Source organism: Candidatus Seongchinamella marina (assembly GCF_026262685.1).
Classification (GTDB): domain Bacteria; phylum Pseudomonadota; class Gammaproteobacteria; order Pseudomonadales; family Halieaceae; genus Halioglobus; species Halioglobus marinus.
Genome location: NZ_SHNP01000004.1, coordinates 261,410 through 281,266 on the forward strand (window position 1 = coordinate 261,410; position 19,857 = coordinate 281,266).

The window sequence follows — 19,857 nt, forward strand, 5'->3', positions numbered from 1 at the left end:
ACAAGCGAACATTATAACGTCATATCTGATCACAAGGGGGCTACTGACAGGATGGTCTCCAGGCCCTATCATTGGTGTCCCGTTTCACCTGAAAGGACCATCCCTTGAGTGCCCACTTCGCTCTTCTAGACTCCGAACAACTGTTGCACATTATCGGCCCTGATACGCTCTCCTTCCTCCAGGGTCAGGTGACCTGCGACACCCGCGAGGTCAGCTCACAACAAGCCGTTGTTGGCGCCTACTGTAATCCTCAGGGACGTATGGTTTGCGATTTTATGCTGGCCGAGCTCGGTGAAAGTCATTATGCGCTGCGCCTGAAAGCGAATACTTTAGCGACGGCGGCCAAAACTTTTAGTAAATACATTGTTTTTTCCAAGGCTGATTTGGAAGCCGAACGTCAAGATTGGCAAGTCATTGGGTGCTGGGGCAATGAAGCCGCGAAGGACCTTGCCAAAGCGGGCTTTGCAATCCCCGAAGCTAAATACCAGGCCGCCACCGGTGACGGTTATGTCGTGGTTCAGATGGACGATGCCGGCACACAATTTGAAGTACTGATTGATACTCAAAACCACAGCGAGCGCTTGAACTCACTTGGTCGAAATTTGAACAGCGGCAAAGAGAGCCAGTGGCAGGCACTGCAAATCCGCGCAGGTATCGGAAGAATAGAACAGGCCAATATTGAGGAGTTGTTACCGCAAATGCTCAACTACGATGTCACCGGACATGTCAGTTTCACCAAGGGCTGCTATACGGGCCAGGAAATCGTTGCCCGGCTGCATTATCGGGGCAAAGCCAAGCGGCGCTTGTACCTAGGCCAATTCGACGAAACGGAATCTCCCGGTGCCGGAGCCGCGCTGTTCTCTAATGCTGCAGAACAAAGCGTTGGCGTCCTGGTTAATGCCGCCAGCGCCGATGGGGGCAACATTTGTCTGCTTTGTGCTACCGAGAAAGGCGTTGAACAAGGGCTGCGCCTTACATCGCAGCAGGGTGCTGAAATTCAAGTACTCGAATTACCCTACGATATTCCTGCGGCGGACTAAGTACTGCGGCTTGCCGCTGCCGCTCCATCACAGCAATAAAGCAAGCCCTCTGAGTTCATAGAGGGCTCTTGCTGCTTACAAATTGGCTTCCACTGCATCCAGGAAGCCATTCATATCGACGATCTTCTCGATTGACGGGTCGCTGGTTTTCCCCTTCAAATCGCCGGTAATGGTGCCCTGCGCAACCGTCTCAATCAACGCCTGCTTGAGTTTGCCTGCATAATCGTCAAGCGCCTGGTTGTCTTCTCTTTTGCCCAGTTCTTCAAGTGCATTGGCGACCGCAAAAATCAACGCTGATGAGTTGAAGTTTGCCTCCTTTCCATCTGTTTCCACATAGCGTAGGTAGAGGTCGTGGGCAGTACCATGGGGCGCCTCATAGAGCATGGAGCCGTCCTTGCTCTTGATGATCGAACTGGCAGTGGCCAGGCTACCGCCCAGGGCCGCAGAAATGTCGGAGAAAATATCTCCATCCAGATTCTGGGCAGGATATAAGCCCCAGCGTGGCGGATCGCAAATCATTTTGCTCAGCTGCCGCGATGGTCTCATTATCATGAAAGACGGAGGTGGTGTATCCAGAGCCGCCAATTCCTTGCGAATTTCCAGAATGATAGAGCTGTAGACCTCGTCGTAATTGACAAACTCTCGCTTCAGCCCAAAGTAAACTTCTTTTTTGCTCAGCGAGGCATCACGAAATACCTGCTTCACCCAATCCTTAATCGCGTCGCGATCGTTCGACATAAACAAGATTGGATCATGCGCCTTCACCGTTCTGGCGTGTTTTTCCTCACCGTCCATAATGACCTTGATAATGCCGTTCTCAGGGGCAGGCGTATTATAACTGCCGTACTGGTCCCCTCCTCCAGCGCTCATGCGTGAGATGGAAACATGAGCTTTTCGCTCGGGCAACCCGTAATGCTTAAGCTGTTGCACCAGCTTATACAGTTTCATCCCGCTGACATTATCGGGGACGCCCCACAGGGCTCGCTCGGGAGGGTTGGATACGATGCGGGCCGCTTGCGCATCAATCAACTCATAGTGGTAATTCAGACCTGCCTCGGCAACCTTACCCCTGTAGTGTTCCGCATAAATGTCCTCGATGGCGGCACGCATCACACCGTCGTAGCCCGACACTACCGTATCCTTGAGGCCAAGATAAATATCGCGTTTCTCATCCAGCGCTCGCTGAAAGAACCGGTGCGCCCAAGCCTTTACTTCTTCAAGGCAGTTGGTAGCGAGCATCCAGGGATCGCCTTTTTTCAGAGTTCTACGGTGCAATTCGACTGGATCGCCAGTTTCGCCAACAAACATAACTTTAGCCACGCCGGTAGCGTTGGATAATTCGCTATAACTGAAGTCAAGGCCACCGCTGTCCATGGTATCGACTTCAATATCGCGATCGACCCAATCAGGCCGAACGCTCTTCAGGTTTCGAAACTCGATGTCTTCGCGCGTGATATTGCCGCCAATGCCTTTACGGATAGCACCGTTCGGAGACTTGGTGGCTAATTTGTCGAGCTTGTCCTCATTCACTTCAGGGTACTTCGCCAGCAACTCGTCCAGTTGGCTACGATTGACCGTCATCCCCGCATTTTTGATGCCAATGCCATGCTGCTTCAGCGCATCAATGGCGTCAATGACCACCTGACCGTTGCTGGTAAATCGCTTTTCGGCCGACAGGTCAACCTCTACCAGTTCTATTTCCAGGCGAGAGGCTACGAACTGTTCGAGAATCCGCTCAAAGGCAATCTGCGCCATTTCATCGCCGTGAAGAATGACCAACGGTTTTTGAACCTTGATTTTCCCGCCCACTGTATTTGCTCCCAATTCCCAAAAAAGCGACACCATAGACGCTATTGATGAAATCTCCTAGTCGATTTTAGTCTATGCTGCGCTACTCGCTTTCGCACAGGCCTGCGATAATGCCCCGATGAGATCCTTCCTGCCCCTGATTCGCGAAGAATGGCGCCTGCTGCTGTTTGGCTTCGCCATGACCTTTGGATCCAGCTTTGGGCAAACCTACTTCATAGGGCTATTCAGTGGCGAAATCCGTGCGGACCTTGACCTCAGCCACGGTGAGTTTGGGGGACTTTACTCAGGCGCAACGCTCGCCAGTGCTTTGTTACTGCTCTGGTCGGGGTCGCTAATTGATCGTATGGATCTGCGCAACTATGCCTTTCTGGTCACCCTTGGCCTGGCTCTGGGGTGCGCCCTGATGGCTGTCAGCACGGGCCCACTGCTTTTGTTCTTTGCCCTGCTGGCACTGCGGCATTTTGGCCAGGGACTAATGAGCATTGCGGGAGCAACTACCATGGTGCGTTATCTGGACCACCACAAGGGCAAAGCCAATGCCCTGGGTGGAATGGGGTACTCACTTTCTGAAGCAACACTGCCGTCCCTGGTCATTGCCTCAATGGTGATTCTGGATTGGCGGCAATCCTGGGTAGTTTGGGGAGCAGCACTGGCGATCACCCTACCCACTCTGGCGCATTTCCTGTTAAAAGACCACACCAGCCGTCACCTGCGCTACCTTCGAGACTTACAATCCAACAACGGTATCGGCGTCGTCAGTTCACGGCGCCAATGGACCCGTTCTGAAGTCATTGGCGACCTGAACTTTTATCTGTTCCTGCCGGTGCTTCTGGCCCAACCATTATTATTTACCGGTTTCATGTTTCATCAGGTGCAACTGGTTCAGGAAAAGAACTGGAGCCTGGCGGCATGGGGCGGTCTCTTCCTGTTTTACGCCTTGCTAAATACCCTTTGCAAGCTGTTAGCAGGGCTTTTGGTAGATCGTTACAGCGCCATTAGACTAGCGCCTTTGATCTGTCTGCCAATGGGCGTTGGACTGATCGTTCTGGCAAGTGAGGATCACTTTTTCGGCGCTATCATCTATATGGGTTTGCTGGCAGTTTCGGTCGGCGTTTATTCCACTTTGTCATCGCCTTTTTTCTCCGAGATGTACGGCACTCTTCACCTCGGTTCCATAAAGTCCTTAACCACTGCGGCCATGGTTTTCGCAACAGCCATCGCGCCGGTTGCCATGGGTTGGTTGGTCGACCGAGGAGTAAGCATGGATACAATGGCGCTGGGAGGCGCGGGCTATACCGTCATTGCCAGCGCCCTGGCCTTCTATGCCCTTTATCGACGTGGGCGCCGCGACTAAAGGTAAACCCAGCGATGCTCGACCAATAGTGTCGACCAGGGTGCCAGTGCTGTTGCCCCGCGCCTGTGGACGTGGTGACGGGTGAACTGATTGCGCCGTAGGCCTGTTTTATTTCTCTGCAAGCAACATATCCTGTGTCTGCCCACACGTCTGTGTAATACAATCGCTGCCTTAATATGTGGCAGCGGGAATATTCATGACCATCCAGAAAACCTACATCGACGCTAACCAATTGTTACTGGACTCCTACGAGCTGGGTCTCATGGTACTGGAAAGCGGCTTTGAGCCTGACTATATCGTGGGTGTCTGGCGCGGCGGCGCCCCTGTCGGTATCGCCATACAGGAGCTACTCAAGTACGGGGGCTTAAATACCGACCATATTGCGATCCGCACATCCCATTACACCGGCATTGAACAGACCAACGAGTCAGTCATCGTGCATGGGTTGCACTACCTGGTCGAAAACGTAAACGCTGATGATAAAGTGCTTATCGTTGACGATGTATTTGATTCTGGCCGCAGTATTCAACAGGTTATCTGGGACCTGGAAAAAAAATGCCGACGCAACAGCCCCACCTTTAAAATTGCCACGCCCTACTTCAAGCCCAGCAATAATAAAACCGAGCTTTCTCCAGATTTTTATCTGCACGAAACCAGCGAATGGCTGGTATTTCCCCATGAACTGGAAGGTTTATCTGCTCGGGAGGTACGCGACGAGAAACCCGGACTGGGCGAAATTAGAGATCGGATCCTAAAGTATCACCAGAGATAGCGTTCAGGCGACTTCTGGTAAAGACCAGTCGATCGCTGATCTGCCGCGTTGCTTAAGATACTCATTGGTCGCCTTGAAATGACCGCAACCAAAAAAACCCCGGTAGGCGCTCAGCGGTGAAGGATGCGGGGCCTTCAGCACGCAGTGGCGATCGGTATCGATGCTTGCGCCCTTGCGCTGCGCATAGTTACCCCAAAGCAAAAAGACAACCGCCTCTCGATCATCATTAATGACCTCGATCACCTTATCAGTAAAAGATTCCCAGCCCATGCCTTCATGCGAAGCTGCCTTTCCACACTCAACTGACAGCACACTATTGAGTAACAAAACTCCTTGATCCGCCCAATTAGCCAGGCAGCCATGAGCGGGAACCGGTAAACCTAATTCCGCATTAATTTCCTGATAAATGTTGTTCAACGAAGGGGGAGTCTTGACACCGGGTTTTACCGAAAAGCACAGGCCATGGGCCTGGCCTTCGCCGTGATAGGGATCCTGCCCAACAATGACCACCTTTACACGATCCAGGGGCGTGTGTGAAAAAGCGCTGTAAAACTGGTCTTCCGCGGGAAAAACAGTCTTCCCCAACTCTTTCTCCGAGTTTATGAACGTCGCCAATTGTCGCATATAGGCTTTATCAAACTCCGGCGCGAGTCGCGCCCGCCAGCCGGGCTCAAGCTGTTCAATGCCTGAGTCCACATTAGTCACAAGCTGCGACCAGGAAAACCTGGTCGACGAAGGCAAGCTCCTCTGCCACTCGAACCGCTTCGCGAGCACCCAACTGTACAGTCGCGATTAGCTTGCTGCGCTCGACTTTGGCAGCAGCAGTGTTTTGGGGTGCGGCCAATGGAGACGCGTTAAAAGCTGCAACGCGCTGCGCACCAGGCGCATTGCCATAAAGCGTATTGCGCATACGGGGTCGCCTGTCGGCGCTGCGAATCTGGGCCTCCATTCTGGCCGGCGGCCACTCCTGGCCATGATCAGAACCAGCAGCGCGAGTAATGCTTTCATTCATGAGAGTGCCGCCTAGGTCATTGCAGCCCGCCTGCAAACAGGCCTGCACCCCGGGTTCACCCATCTTTACCCAGGATGTCTGAATGTTGTCTATCCAACCGTGAAAAACCAGACGGGCAACCGCATGCATCAACACCGCTTCACGAAAAGTAGGGCCTCGACGGGCATTACCCTTGAGATACATGGGAGCTTCCATGTGCACAAAAGGCAACGGCACGAACTCGGTAAAACCACCGGTGCGCTGCTGTAGCGCCCTCAGCTGCAACAGATGATGCGCCCAGTGCCGGGGCTTTTCGATATGTCCGTACATGATGGTTGCTGTCGTTCGCAAACCGATGCTATGGGCGGTTTCCATCACTTCCAGCCACTGCTGACTGTTTAATTTATCGGGACAAAGGCGAGCTCTCACCGCATCGTGCAGGATTTCCGCTGCCGTGCCCGGAAGTGTATTGAGACCAGCGGCCTTCAATTGACGCAGGAAAGTCTCTACATCAAGCCCCAGCGTCTCTGCCCCCTGTAATACCTCCAGTGGCGAAAATGCGTGAATATGCATATCTGGCGTCGCCGTGCGTACGGTGCGCAAAATATCCAGATAGGTCTGGCCCGTGTAATCCGGGTGAATGCCACCCTGCATACAAACCTCAGTTGCGCCACGAGCCCACGCCTCGCGACAGCGCCGTGCAATTTCATCGCCACTGATATCGTAGGGTTTGCCCCGCAGGTTTTCACTGGCTTTGCCTTTAGAAAAGGCACAGAACTGACATTTGAAGTAGCAAACGTTGGTGTAGTTAATATTACGATTAACGACATAACTGACGCGGTCAGCGGCTACGGTTTCTCGCAATTCATTAGCCGCACTCACCAAAAAAGAAAAGTCACGACCCCTAGCCTCAAATAAGCGAACTACCTCTGACTCATCAAGTTCAGCCATGTTCCTGCAGCGTTCAACAATACTTCGCAACTGTGGATCTACATCACGGCCCTGCGGTGCAGCCGTGCTTAACATCAACTGGGTCTCTACCGCTGGCACTGGGCGTTCCTCCCCCGGTACCCAGTCGTCCCGACGCGCAAAGCCCATACTGTCACTTTGATCGAGCACCGCAGCATGCAGCGCTTTATCCAGCCAGCGCTCCGGCGCTTGCGCGTAGGCGGGGTAAATCGTCAGCCGCTGGTCCAGAAACTTACCCGCTGAAGCCGTTTCACGGGCAAGCTTGTCCAGGTGTGGCCACGGCGCCTCAGGATTGACATGATCAGGCGTCAACGGGGAGACACCGCCCCAATCATTAATGCCAGCTGCCACCAGCTGCGGTAATACACCCGGACTCAGATTGGGGGGCGCCTGAATACTCATTTCAGGGCCAAAAACCAACCGAGCCACAGCAATAGTCCACAGCATGTCCTCGAGATTGGGTTCGGGAGCGTTGGCCATCAGGGTGCCGGGTTTAGCACGGAAGTTCTGTACAATCACTTCCTGCAAGTGACCATGGCGAAGATGAACGTCCCGCAAAGACAGCATTGACTCCACACGTTCCCGCCGTGTTTCACCGATTCCAATCAAAATACCCGAGGTAAAGGGCACCGCAGCCTGTCCCGCCAACTCCAGGGTCTCAAGTCGAACGTCTGGATTTTTGTCAGGAGAACCGTAATGAGGCATGCCCTTCTCACACAGCCGAGGCGATGCCGACTCCAGCATGATTCCCATTGAAGCACTGACTTCGCGCAGCGAGGCTATTTCTTCGGCGGTCATACACCCGGCGTTGATATGGGGCAGCAAGCCGGTTTCTGCCAATACCCGACCGGCAACCTCTTTCACATAATCGAGCGTTGACTCATAGCCCATTTCGGCCAGCGCTTTGCGAGCGATGTTGTAACGTAGCTCAGGCTTTTCACCCAGGGTAAACAAAGCCTCCTGACAGCCCATTGCCGCGCCCTCGCGGCATAGCGCGAGCACTTCTTCAACGGGCATAAACGGCTGGTCAATCTTCTTTGGGGTCTGGGCAAAAGTGCAGTAATGGCAAACATCGCGGCACAGTTTGGTCAGCGGAATAAACACCTTGCGTGAATAGGTGATGGTGTTGCCGTGGCCTCTGTCTCGCTGCGCACCAGCGAGCTGTGCCAATTCAGCGGTGTCGATTACGGTAGCCAGTGACAGAGCTTCGGGTCGGTCCGGGAGTTCGCCTCCCACTAGTTTCTCTTTCAGTGCCTGCCATTTATCCGCGCTGGGGGGCATGACTCTCGCAGCCAATTTAGATTCCTGCAAATAGGCGTGCGTGTGTGTCCCCGCATTAGCTTCACCCAGCAGTTGCACCAAATCCATTGGATCGTCGATGTCCAGGGCAATACCAGGTTGCTTGATCACTGCCACAGGCAGGCCTGCTTTTTCCGCCCAGGCGTGGTGCAGGTCACAGCTGCCTTCGCCGAAGTGGAACTGTGGCATGTCATTGACAGCAAACGCCAACAGGTTAGTGCCAACGCCATCATGATCCGTGCCAATAACCAGCCCACCGCGAGCTTTTAACGTGGCCAACACATTGCTCAAGTCATCAGAGCCCAGCGTGGGAATGTCGCCGTGCAGCACCAACAGGCGCTCTGCTCCAGTGCGCGCCAGTTGACTGGCCGCTGCGTCGATCACCGCATTGAGCCCACTCACCTGTAACTCGCCCTCGGCAATAAAGCCAACGCCAAAGGCTTCGGCAATCACCTGGACTTGCGGATCCTCGGACACCAGGCTAATCGCCTCTACTTCTGGATGTCGACACAGCACCTGCAACACATCTCGCACCATGGCGGCCACCAGCGATGAACGTTCTGCTGGCAGCAATACACCGGCGAGGCGGCTTTTTGCCTCTCCAAGCGTTTTTAAAGGCACCAACGCATGTACTAAGGTCACGTCGTCTCCAAAGCCAGGCAGGTTTGCGCCAGCTGAATTTTATCTTCTAGAGTTTTCATTACGGTTGGTGCGATATGCGCTCTCATTCCCAATGCACTGATTTCTGGCGCCAGTGTAGCGTCACTTTGGTCAATCAGGAAGTCATCCACAAGGCCGGGATACTTGTCCACGTAATGCTTGGCTACGCCCAATGCAGTAACCGGCACTGCCAGCTCAGTCATCATTTTTGCCGCAGGGCCCTTGATGGCCTGTCCAGCCACAATCGGTGAGACCATAGTCACCGCAGCGCTCGAGTCTCTGAGTGCGTGCCATATGCCAGATACTTGCAAAATAGGGTCGATGCTGACAAACGGATTGGAGGGGCAAACAATGATGTGGCTGAACTGGTTTGTTGCCAATAATTCCATCACTTGGGCATTCGCCTGCGCCTGCTCTAACCCTTCAAAGCTGAACCCGGTTACCGCCGGTTCGCATTGGCGGCGCACAAAATAGTGCTGGAAAGGCAAGTGCCCTTCAACGCTGTGCACGGTAGTGCGAACAGCTTGATTTGACATCGGGTGAATGTGACTGTTGATTTGCATGCGCCGCGCCAACTCCTGGGTGACGGCGGCTAGGTCTGCACCGCCGGCCAGGCGCTCTGTGCGCCATAAATGCGTTGCGATATCCCGATCACCCAGTCGAAACCAGGTGTCACCGCCCAGTGCCTCAAGTGCTTCCATGGTGTTCCAGCTTTCGCCTTCGAGGCCCCAGCCGAGGGTTTGATTGGAGCGACCGGATAGGGTGTAAAGCAAGGTGTCTATGTCAGGGCTGATAGAGAGGCCCAAATGTTCAAAGTCATCGCCAGTATTAGCCAGCACATGCAGGTCGCCGGGGGGTAGCACACGGTCTAGTCCCAGCGACAACTTGGCGCCGCCAACACCCCCCGAGAGTGCAAGCACACAGCCCGATTGCGCAGTCATCAGCGAAACATATCCATGCTGCGCTCACGCAACAAAGACGTCGATCCGCCATCAAACTCCGGGAACTCGGCCCCACGGACCAGTACCACAGGGCATGCTTCCGCAGCTTGCCCCATCACCAGAGACGCCGCGGCTGCAAGCTCGTCCGCCACCGCAGGCTCCGTTACTTCCAACACATTGCCGAATATGTCCCGTTCGCCTACCTGATTGAACAAGGGGTTCAACCCGGCAGTACCAATAGCGATACCGACCGTGCCATTGCGCCAGGCGCGACCGGCACTGTCATTGATAATAATTTGCGGGGTCACACCGGTGCGTGTACCCAGCGCCCGACGCAGCTCAGCCGCGGATTTATCGGGGTCGTGAGGCAGCAGTAACACCCGTGGATCTTGTTGATCGATACTGATGTTGGATTTATCAATACCGGCATTAGCGTGAACATAGCCATTGCGATGTTCAACAATGACTACTCCCGGTCGCACCCGCAATACCTCTCTGCTCTCTCGTAAAATCAGCTCCGCCTGTCGCGGGTCCTTATTCGCCTGACTGGCAAGTTCCAACGCTGCCGCCGAGGGCTCCACTTCTGACAATAGCGCGTAGCAGTCCTCCGCCTTGGAAACGATTTTCTGGGCAAGCACTAAAATGTCACCCGGGGTCAGGTCCAAGGCGTTATATGCCAACGAAGTGCAGATCAGCTGAGCGAGATCGTCCCCGGGCTCCACCAGGGGAAAATCTACCAGCGGAATCAGTTGCAGCGAGCCTGCCATCGAAACGTGCCTAGTCGTGGTCCAGGCCGGTAATTCGAATACCTGCGTGGCAGCTGTATTGTTTGTTGATCACGATCAGTACCGAGGTCAGTGCCTCCGCCGCGGCTGCGTTGTTGATCATGCCAGCGTGAAAACCGCGCATACCAGCGGCTTCTATCAAGGTGATAACCTGCTCCCGGGCGACCTTCTTGTTGCCACAAACCAGTACGTCACAATCCAAACCACTGCCTTCCTGCAGATGAGCCGCTGCGACGTTTTGGAACGCTGACACTACAGCCACCTCTTCACCGAGCAAATCCTGGGCAATTTGACCTGCGCTGCCACCTTCGGGCAGCTGAACCCTGGCTACCTTGGGTGGCACCAGAGGAACGGTTACATCAATCAGGATCTTTCCCTGCAAAGCCGGCTTGACCAGTTCCAGCGTGCTGGCTTGGTGACTAAACGGGACGGTAATCGCAACGATGTCAGCGGCTTGGGCAGCAGCCAGGTTTTCCATGGCTTGCACACTGATTTCGCCGACGCCTCGCTCTGCCATTACTTCTCGCAGGTCGGCCACTGCCGCCTCAGCCTTCTCCTGGGTTCGCGAACCAATTAGAACCTGGTAGCCAGCCTGAGCCCAGCGACGGGCAAGGCCAGTGCCAAGGTCTCCAGTGCCGCCTAAAATAGCCAGTATGGGTAGTGTTTCTGTTGTCATGATGCGTGTCCTGATAGGGGTAATAGAAAGGAGTACAGCAGTTGCTACCAACTCCACTTAGTCTCTTCTACGCAGAAAGGGCTCAGTCCGCTCAGTTCCCAGCCCCCTTTTGTTAAGTTAGGATTGGCGGCGCCGCAGGCATCTTATGTAAATCACTTGTTGATCACAAGCGCCCAGGGCTTGTCAGCCAGAGGAGTTAAAAGATATGGACAGTACCGCTAAGCTATTAAACCCCAATCCCATGGATTTTGAGGGTAAGGCCATCATTGTCACTGGGGGCGGCAAAGGTATTGGCCGAGGTATTAGCGAGCGCTTCCTCGCAGCCGGAGCCAAGGTGCTGATCTGCGGGCGTTCAGAGCCAGAAAGCCTGCCCAGCGCCGGCGGCAGGCAGGCACTGTTCATCGCCTGCGACGTGAAAAATTTTGAACAGATTGAGGCCTGCGTCGACTATGCCGTCGCTCAATTTGGTCGTCTGGATGTGCTGGTCAACAATGCTGGCGGTGCCCCCCATGCTGATGCCGCCGAGGTATCTCCTCGCTTCTCCGAATCTATTATCCGGCTGAATCTGATCGCACCGCTGAACTTCAGCCAGGCTGCCAACCGTATCATGCAGACTCAGGAAGGCGGTGGCAGTATCATCAATATCGCCAGCGTTAGCACCCTGCGCCCATCTCCGGGGACCGCTGCCTACGGCGCCGCCAAAGCCGGCCTGGTTAACCTTGGAAGTTCACTGGCCGTCGAATGGGCGCCCAAAGTCAGGGTGAACGCGATCATTGTGGGCCTCACTCGCACCGAGCAATCCCATCTCCACTACGGGGATGAGCATGGTATTGCTGCCGTGGAAGCCACCATCCCTATGGGTCGAATGGCCGTTCCTGAAGACATCGGCGACGCCTGTCTGTTTTTGGCTTCATCGCTCGCGTCTTATGTCAGCGGCACCAGTTTTGCGGTGCACGGCGGCGGTGAGAAACCCGCGTTCCTGGACGCGGCAAGCCCAGATCAGTAAACAACTGGCGGCTCCTGTTATAATTGCGTCATCAAGTCAGGCAATGAAGTGGATCCGCTGAAGTGAACAAACTGCTGCACCCCCTCTACGGCTATCCTACGGCCGCCCGGGAGTTATTAAACGCGGTTGGTCTATGCGCCCGGCTTATAGGCACTGATCACCAGCCGGACGCCGGTCTGGTTATTCCAAAGGATTTTTTTGGCGTTAACGTAGCACCAGGTGAAGACCCAGCCTGTGATGACTACGTTATCGATCGCCTGCAGGAGTTGGACATACGTCAGGTGCGCATGGACTTCAGTTACGGCAGTGCTGAGGGACCTGCCCATCGATTGCTGGAACGACTACTGGCAGCAGATGTGGAAATCATGTTGGACTTGTTGCCACCGATCGCCCAGGCCCAAATCCTGTTCGAAGATGTGACCGCGCAGCAGCGCTGGCGAGATTTTCTGGAAGACTGTTTCGGTGCCTACCAGGGCAGGGTCAGTCTGTTTGAAATTGGCAATACACCAAACCGAGGGAAATGGTCCGGATTATCCTCTCAAGGTTTTTTGCTGGCCAACATCCTCGGTCAAGAGGTCGCTACAAACTTCGACATACGCTTGGTTGGCCCTAACGTTTCGGACTTTGAACCTCTCTACAATGCCACCTACCTGGGCATGTTTCGACGTCTGGGCGTCACCCCCGATATTCACAGCGACAACCTTTTCGTTGAACGAGTGGTCGAACCCGAGGCCTTTGACCACCGCGTTTTGGGTGCAATGGCACGAAAGCCGTTAAAGCTCAACCTGATCAAAAAGGCACGCATTCTAAAAGCTATTGGCGCTCGAACAGGCACCAATGAGTTGATGTGCACTTACACCTGCTGGACGATCAAAAGACTGCAACGTCGTGCCGCCTGGCCTGAACAAAAGAGAACAGATTACCTGGTCCGCTACCTGGCCCTGGCCGCGGCCAGCAACGCCCTGTCTCGGGTCTACTGGGGACCGTTGATCTGCTCCCGGGATGGCCTGATCGATGATGGCGCGAACGACTATCCGATGATTGACCAAGTCAGTTTCTACGAGAAAGTAAAAGGAAATCCTGAGAACTTTGCACCGACACTCGCTTTTCACGCCATGGCCTATATCGCAAAACGTCTGGCGGGGGCTCAATGCCTCAGTGTAGAGCACGACCCGGACGGCGCCAGCATGTTTCAGTACAGCGACAAAACCGGACGACACTTCATGCTGGCATGGACCCGGGACGGTCAGGTTAAACACCTGGACGCAGTGTTGGCTCAAGGTGTCTTGGACCAAGCTATATTTCGCGATGCCACAGGACAGGAGCTAGCCAACCCACTGGTCATCAACGAGCATCCCATGGTCATCGAACTGCAGGGTCCTTGTCAGACGCAGGCAAGCGATAAATCGCAAAGCCTGTCGATCGACCAGGTTGTCCACCTCTCCTCGCCCCAATGGCAGTCGATCAGTTATAGCGATCTCCACTGGCACGGCGCACACATGTTGAGAGCCGAATCTCGAGAGCAGGATCTGGTTCTGGCCCAGCAGCTGCATCCGGGCAAACTAGAACAGCTAGAAGCAACCCAGGTACTCCGGGACGCCCGCAATCGACTCTGGAATGTTGCTGATCCCCGTGGGATTTGCGAGCAGGTCACAGTCAAGCTCAACCGCGTTAAGGGTATAAAGCACTTCACCTACCGCTTCTATCCCAGCAAAGGCCGTCGCCACTGGAATAACGCTTGCGATATGTTGCGTAAAGGCGTGGCAACCCCCCTTCCAATTGCGTTTTTCGAAGCCCGGCAACAACCTGGAATTCGTGATTCCTGGTATCTGTGCCAGTTCGTACCCGGAGCATTTTCTGCCCGCGATGTGTATGCCTCCATCAACCGGGGTGAGGCCGAATTCGAGGGCTTGGACAAAGAAGCCTGGTTCAGGTTGATTAGCGGGTTTGTATGTAGCATGCATAACAAACAAATCATTCACCGGGATCTGTCCTCAGGTAATTTACTGCTAGTAAAAGATCAGCAGGGCAATGTTTGTCCCATGGCGATAGATATCGGTCGAGTTCGCGCATGGTCAGGCCCCGGATCTAAAGTTCAAACACGTCACCGCATGCTGGACTTGATTAGAATTGCTTACAAACTCAATTGGAATGATCGTCAACGCTTTATCAAGCACTATGAGAATCATCTGGGCAAGTCACTGTCAGCGCTGTGGCGCGTACCCTTTTGGTACTATGACTGCAAACAGACGGTTAAAAAGGCACTCAAGGGCAAGCGTCGCCAGAAGCCAGCCAAACGCTAACCCATCCGGGGCGGTTTGAGGCAACTTGGTTAAAGGTTATACTCGCACCTTTGTCTACTCAATCATTTAGGAACACGATGCCCGGCACCCAGTCACAAGCGTTCCAACATCAGGCAAACCTGGAGTTGGATGGAGGAGCCAGGCTGGCCGGTAAGCTGGGTGCTAACCTCGAAGGTACGCTGCAATTAACTGAGGTTACTCTGTTAGCAGGCACCAGCGATGGTGGCAAGGTCAGTCTGCGTCCTGGCATGAAGGCGCAGCTCTCGCTGCCCGGCGATGACAGTGTCGAGAGTGTGGAAGCGCGCATTGACGGTGTTGCCGGTGGTGTGCTGTCGCTGACTCCCCTGTATCTCGATAAAGAGTCGGCCGAACGATACATACAATCCTTGACTGGCCAGCCAGCCACAATACCTGGGAAATCTGACACTCCCGCCATCACCGGATCCACGGCTGAAAACTCTCGCCTGCTTAAGCAATTCCACAGCGACGCTATTAAACAACTAGCCCGTTATTTCCCCGGCGCTCTCGATGATATGTTGGAAGAGCTATTGGCCCTGTCCAGTCGGATAAAACCGGACGAGAATGGCCGCAACCGAATCTACGACGCCGCAATACTTGTCCGTAGGCGCAAAAACGAAATCTGTAATATCGTTTTTGGAAAGGTCGAAGAGTATTTCCAGCAATTGGTGCCCGGCGAAGACGAGAACGAGGACGAATACTGGCAGCAGGACATCATCAGTCTCGATGAGCTAGGACTGGTGGATCTGTATGAATATGAGGGCCAACTCGCCCTGGATCGTATGGTTGCGCTGGCAGAAGAGCTACACCGGGTCGCGCTCGAATCCCTGGTTGTTCGTTTAGCCAGTCTCATCGACGAAGACCCTTTTGATGTCCGCTTACCAATTCACGCCAGACAGTTGAGCCGCGCGTTCCAGCAATCGATGGAAACCGTTGGTGTCTCCCTGGAGGCAGCACCTGTAGTGCTGGAATACTATTCTCAGCACGTGATCCGTCCACTGAGTCGCTATTACCAACCGCTCAACGCTTACCTGGCCCGCAATGGCGTAAAGCCAAATGTGGAACAACAGGTGCTCGACTCGGGAAGCTTGCTGAAACGCAAGACAAGAAAACCCCGCCGACCGTCTTGGGAAAAAACGCCGGCCACACAAACTACCGGAGATAGCGAATTTCTCAGTGAGGCTGCAGCCGCCCTGGACAACGTCCAAACCAGCGCAGTCAACTCCGCGGATCGCGACCTTGCGATGGACAGCGGATCCCAAGACCTCTACCAGTCAGTGGTCGATGCCCTGAACTTCCGACGTGAGGTAGAGGGCAGATTCGATGGCGCCACAGTAGATGCCAGCACTCCCATGAGTGGCACCTGGGACGGCAGCACCGTGCCCAGCTCAAAAATCGATCAACAGTCCCTTGCCGACGCCAACACTATTGCCCAGGCACTGCGCATTCTGCAAGGCGACAACGCGGTGCACCTCACCATGCAGGGGGAGAGCTCGCTCAGGGAATACCTGGCCAAACACAAAGAGCAATTGACCGGGATTCGAGAAACCAGCGGACTCACCGCTGCAAGTCTCAACCAACTGGACCTGGTTGACAATTTGTTTGGCACCATCAAATCTCAGGTAGACGTAACCCCTGAATTAAAGCCGGCGCTGGCAAACCTGCAAATTCCTCTGGCTCGCCTGGCCCTGCTGGATTCTCGCTTTTTTCTAAACGACGAACACTCCGCCAGAGCCGTAGTGGACAAACTCTCCGGTCTCGCCACCAGCGCAAACTTCCCTAACCGGGCGCTGGAGGACCGCATCAAACAAGTCGTCGATGATATTGTCCAGGACTATGAGACCGACGCTTCAGTATTTGATCGGGCTCTGCAGAACATTGAAAAACTCAGCGAACAGCAAGAGCGCGCGCTTTCTCGCAATATTGAGCGAGTAGTTCGCATTCAGGAGGGCCAGGAAAAACTACAACAAGCGCGGCGGGCGGTTGCCAGTATCATCAACGAGCGCATTCGTCCCCCTGCAGCACCGCGCGTATTGCTTGACCTGGTGGAGTCCGGATGGCGCGATTTAATGGTCCTCACCCACGTCAAAGAAGGGCCGCAGAGCAGCACCTGGTCTGATCAGATCAGCACTCTGGACCAGTTAGCGAGCTGGCTAAATGACAAACAGTCGGGCGAACTCAGTGATGATATGCTGATGCAACTAGGCTTGGAGGCTGAAACGCTAATCGATATGGTGGAGCAGCAGATTGTGCTGGCACTGCCCGCCAGCGTCGATCACCAGGATGTGCTGACGGAGTTACGCGAAATCCTGGCGGGAAACCTGGCCATAGACTCCACGGAAGTCAGCGACGACATTAGCGACAGCGCAGAGTCCGCAAAGGCATTCCGCGCCAAAGTAGATAATCTTCCGCGTCTGCGGCGGTGGGTACGCAGAGTCGAGCAACTGGATAATAATGTCTGGCTGACCTACCGTGATAAAGACGGGCAAAAAAAGCGCATGCAACTGGCCTGGACCAGTCCAGCCAAGGACCGCTATATTTTTGTTAACGAGCGTGGTCAGAAAATTGCAGACCTGAACGCCGTGCAGTTGGCTCGCAAGCTGAGTCGAGGTGTGCAGCCATCTGCGCCAGCCGACAAGCTCTCGGTGATTGACCAAAGCATGTACCAAACTCTGGAGCACGTGCAAAAAAACCTCAGCTTCTCACGTAACCACGACAGCCTTACCAAGCTGATTAATCGGGAAACCTTTCTCGGTCAGATGGGCCAGGCACTGCGTCATGCGCAGCTAAAAAACTCCCGGCATGCTGTGCTGTATATCGACATCGACCAATTCAAACTGGTCAATGAAATTTACGACGAAGTTAGTGGAGACGCAGTGCTGCTTGAGTTTAGTCGACTGCTGGCCCAGCTACACGGGAAAAAATCTTCTTCAGCTCGCATTGAAAACGACCAGTTCGCCGTACTATTGCTTGATCGCGAACTAGATCAGGCGATGCAATTGGCAGAGAGGGTTCGGCAGAATATCGAAGCGGGCAGCATTGAACTGGATGGGGAAAGTGTCTCCTTTACCGTTTCTATCGGTGTTGCTCCAATCCTGGAATACAGCCCGTCGGTGGATCAGGTGCTGGAGTCCGCTCGCACATCCATGGAAATTGCCAAGGAGGAGGGCCGTAACCGGGTTCAGCGTTACGAAGAAGACCAGGCTCTGGCGACCAGTTTCAACAACGACAAATCCAAAACGAAGCAAGACCTTGAGCAGGCGCTTGCCACCGACCGCTTTGTACTTCGAGCCCAACCCATCATGCAAGTCGCTGTTGAAAGTAAACAATCGACGGGGCGCCATTACGAACTACTACTGGGTCTTGCCAATCCTGACGGTAGTATTGCCTCGCCAGAGGAATTCATTCAAAGCGCAGAGCGCTATGGTTTTATGAACCTGGTGGATCGTTGGGTGGTGCAAGAGGCGTTTCGCTGGGTCAGTCAATTAATGGATGAGGAAAAGGAAGTGCCCAACCTGGCTATTAACTTGTCGGGTGGCAGTGTGACTGATGATGACTTCATGGAATACCTGCTGGAACAAATTTCAGAGTTTGGCGTGGGCACCAGTCACATTTGTTTTGAAATCACAGAAACTGGCACCATCTCCAACCTGGTCAAGGCAGCGGACTTTGTGCGCGCCTTCCGCAACATCGGTTGTAAATTTTCCATCGACGACTTTGGGACAGGACTGGCAAGCCACAACTACTTGCGCGAGTTGCCCGTTGATTACGTGAAAATCGATGGCACCTTTGTCACCCATATTCACAAAAACAGAGCGGACTACGCCATGGCTCGCTCTATTAACGACCTGGCCCACTTCCTGGGACAAGAAACCATCGCCGAGTCGGTTGAAAATGATCAAATTATCGAGAAGCTGCATGAGATCGGTGTGGACTACCTGCAGGGCTGGGGAGTGGGTATGCCCAAACTACTGACAGAGGTCACCGAGGACCTCTCGAATATCCAAAAGTAATTTATTCAATGACAGCGGGATCACCAGACCTCAGCTACGACGATCTACTGGGTCTGATCTACGAGGGTCCACTTGAAGATCGTCCTTGGCAAAGCGCCCTGCCCCAACTGCGAAAAATGCTGGATGCTCAGGTAGCGTCATTGGTTGTGCGCCCACCTTCGGATGAGGATCAAGGCGCAATACTCAATAGCGTGCGCCCGGAGCCAGGCGATACTGATGACACGCTCGCCGACCCCAATGCCTGGCAGGCCGCCTCCTATCAAGAGGAGTTCTTTTCGCTTGATCCCTTCGTTAACCTGCCGCTGGATAAGGTGGTAGCTCTCGAAGACGTACTATCTGATAAAGAGCTTGAAGAATCTGATTATTACCGTCATTACCTCCAGCCGGTAGGCCTGTTCCACATACTGGGCGTCGATACTGCAGAGCCAGGCGGTATGCTGGCGCGCTTGCGATTTTCCCGGCGCAGTGATGAGCCTCGCTTCAACGCCGAGGAGCGCCGCCTGTTGGAGCACATTGCCCCACACTTACGACGCGCCATACAAATTTACGCGACGATCAGTCGCAGAACTTCGGAGCGGGACATTTACGCCGGTGCAGTCTCTCAATTGGCAGTGGCGAGCATTATCCTGGATGAGCAGGCTCGGGTACTCAGTGCCAACCCGGTAGCCCAGGTATTATTGGAACAGGGAGATGGTTTGAGCCTGAAAGGCCAATGGCTGCATATCGAAGGCAGGGACATCAATAAAGAACTGCAGCAAGCAGTGGCCAACATTATCCGTGCCCAACACCAGGGTGAGCCCTCTGTAGTGAGGGCCCTGAGAGTTCCCCGTTCATCGGGACGCTCTGACCTGGGGCTGGTGGTACGCCCCGTTCCCGTATCCAAGTGGAGCGAGGGTCAATCAAGCCCCAGTGCGGCCATTTTCATATCCGACCCGGATCTGCACGAATCCGCCTCTCGCCAGACGCTGGCGGAGTTATTCGAACTGACCCCCGCAGAGGCTAATCTGGCCATTCTGTTGGCACGAGGCTTGAGCCTGGCAGAGGTCTCAGACACACAGAATGTCTCGCAACACACCGCCAGGGCTCAGCTAAAATCTATCTTCGCCAAAACTGGGGTCTCTCGCCAAGCCGAACTGGTGCGCCTGGTCATCAAAAGTGTTGCCTCGCTGGGCTAGGCCCCGTAACCGTAACCGTAACCGTAACCAGCGATTTCAACACACT

At 54.3% G+C, this 19,857-nt stretch carries 13 protein-coding genes; 7 read left to right on the forward strand and 6 right to left on the reverse strand.

Annotated elements, in window-relative coordinates; translation table 11 throughout:
* Positions 1-104: 104 nt before the first annotated feature.
* Positions 105-1,040: a CAF17-like 4Fe-4S cluster assembly/insertion protein YgfZ gene (gene ygfZ / locus EYC87_RS12570; RefSeq protein ID WP_279253192.1), complete on the forward strand. Its 936-nt coding sequence runs from the start codon at positions 105-107 to the stop codon at positions 1,038-1,040.
* A gap of 75 nt (positions 1,041-1,115) precedes the next feature.
* On the opposite strand, the gene EYC87_RS12575 is transcribed toward ygfZ, so the two are convergent.
* Positions 1,116-2,849 (reverse strand): isocitrate/isopropylmalate family dehydrogenase, encoded by a 1,734-nt coding sequence (locus EYC87_RS12575; protein WP_279253193.1) that lies wholly within the window; start codon positions 2,847-2,849, stop codon positions 1,116-1,118.
* Positions 2,850-2,967: 118 nt separating this feature from the next.
* Between EYC87_RS12575 and EYC87_RS12580 the strand changes: the two genes are divergently transcribed.
* The gene (locus tag EYC87_RS12580) at positions 2,968-4,203 is read left to right on the forward strand and encodes an MFS transporter (RefSeq protein ID WP_279253194.1); all 1,236 of its coding nucleotides are present in this window, start codon (positions 2,968-2,970) and stop codon (positions 4,201-4,203) included.
* 202 nt (positions 4,204-4,405) lie between these two features.
* Entirely contained in the window at positions 4,406-4,975 is a 570-nt protein-coding gene (locus tag EYC87_RS12585; protein WP_423243980.1) for a phosphoribosyltransferase, read from the forward strand.
* 3 nt (positions 4,976-4,978) lie between these two features.
* Here the strand turns inward: EYC87_RS12585 and ung are convergent, their stop codons facing one another.
* From ung to npdG, 5 genes are read right to left on the reverse strand one after another with little or no spacing between them, the layout of a single operon-like run.
* Positions 4,979-5,671, reverse strand: coding sequence for a uracil-DNA glycosylase (gene ung, locus EYC87_RS12590; protein WP_007228679.1), 693 nt, complete (start codon positions 5,669-5,671; stop codon positions 4,979-4,981).
* Position 5,672: 1 nt separating this feature from the next.
* Positions 5,673-8,876, reverse strand: a complete 3,204-nt coding sequence (cofH, locus tag EYC87_RS12595) for a 5-amino-6-(D-ribitylamino)uracil--L-tyrosine 4-hydroxyphenyl transferase CofH (protein ID WP_279253197.1) — start codon at positions 8,874-8,876, stop codon at positions 5,673-5,675.
* Positions 8,873-9,835, reverse strand: a complete 963-nt coding sequence (gene cofD / locus EYC87_RS12600; protein ID WP_279253198.1) for a 2-phospho-L-lactate transferase — start codon at positions 9,833-9,835, stop codon at positions 8,873-8,875. Before cofD ends, cofH begins: the two co-directional genes overlap by 4 nt.
* Positions 9,835-10,602, reverse strand: coding sequence for a coenzyme F420-0:L-glutamate ligase (cofE, locus tag EYC87_RS12605; RefSeq protein WP_279253199.1), 768 nt, complete (start codon positions 10,600-10,602; stop codon positions 9,835-9,837). The genes cofD and cofE overlap by 1 nt, the downstream gene beginning before the upstream one ends.
* Before the next feature lie 10 nt (positions 10,603-10,612).
* Complete coding sequence (gene npdG / locus EYC87_RS12610; protein WP_279253200.1) at positions 10,613-11,296, reverse strand: NADPH-dependent F420 reductase; 684 nt, start codon at positions 11,294-11,296, stop codon at positions 10,613-10,615.
* Positions 11,297-11,501: 205 nt separating this feature from the next.
* Here npdG and EYC87_RS12615 point away from each other — a divergent pair, with 205 nt between their 5' ends.
* The 4 genes from EYC87_RS12615 to EYC87_RS12630 all read left to right on the forward strand — a co-directional run bounded on the left by EYC87_RS12615 (position 11,502) and on the right by EYC87_RS12630 (position 19,811).
* Positions 11,502-12,302, forward strand: a complete 801-nt coding sequence (locus EYC87_RS12615) for an SDR family oxidoreductase (RefSeq protein WP_279253201.1) — start codon at positions 11,502-11,504, stop codon at positions 12,300-12,302.
* A 62-nt stretch (positions 12,303-12,364) separates the two neighbouring features.
* Positions 12,365-14,605: a lipopolysaccharide kinase InaA family protein gene (locus EYC87_RS12620; RefSeq protein WP_279253202.1), complete on the forward strand. Its 2,241-nt coding sequence runs from the start codon at positions 12,365-12,367 to the stop codon at positions 14,603-14,605.
* 77 nt (positions 14,606-14,682) lie between these two features.
* A complete protein-coding gene (locus tag EYC87_RS12625) occupies positions 14,683-18,636 on the forward strand; it encodes a DUF1631 family protein (protein WP_279253203.1) in 3,954 nt (1,317 codons plus the stop codon).
* A gap of 8 nt (positions 18,637-18,644) precedes the next feature.
* Entirely contained in the window at positions 18,645-19,811 is a 1,167-nt protein-coding gene (locus EYC87_RS12630) for a helix-turn-helix transcriptional regulator (RefSeq protein ID WP_007228449.1), read from the forward strand.
* Positions 19,812-19,857: the final 46 nt, after the last annotated feature.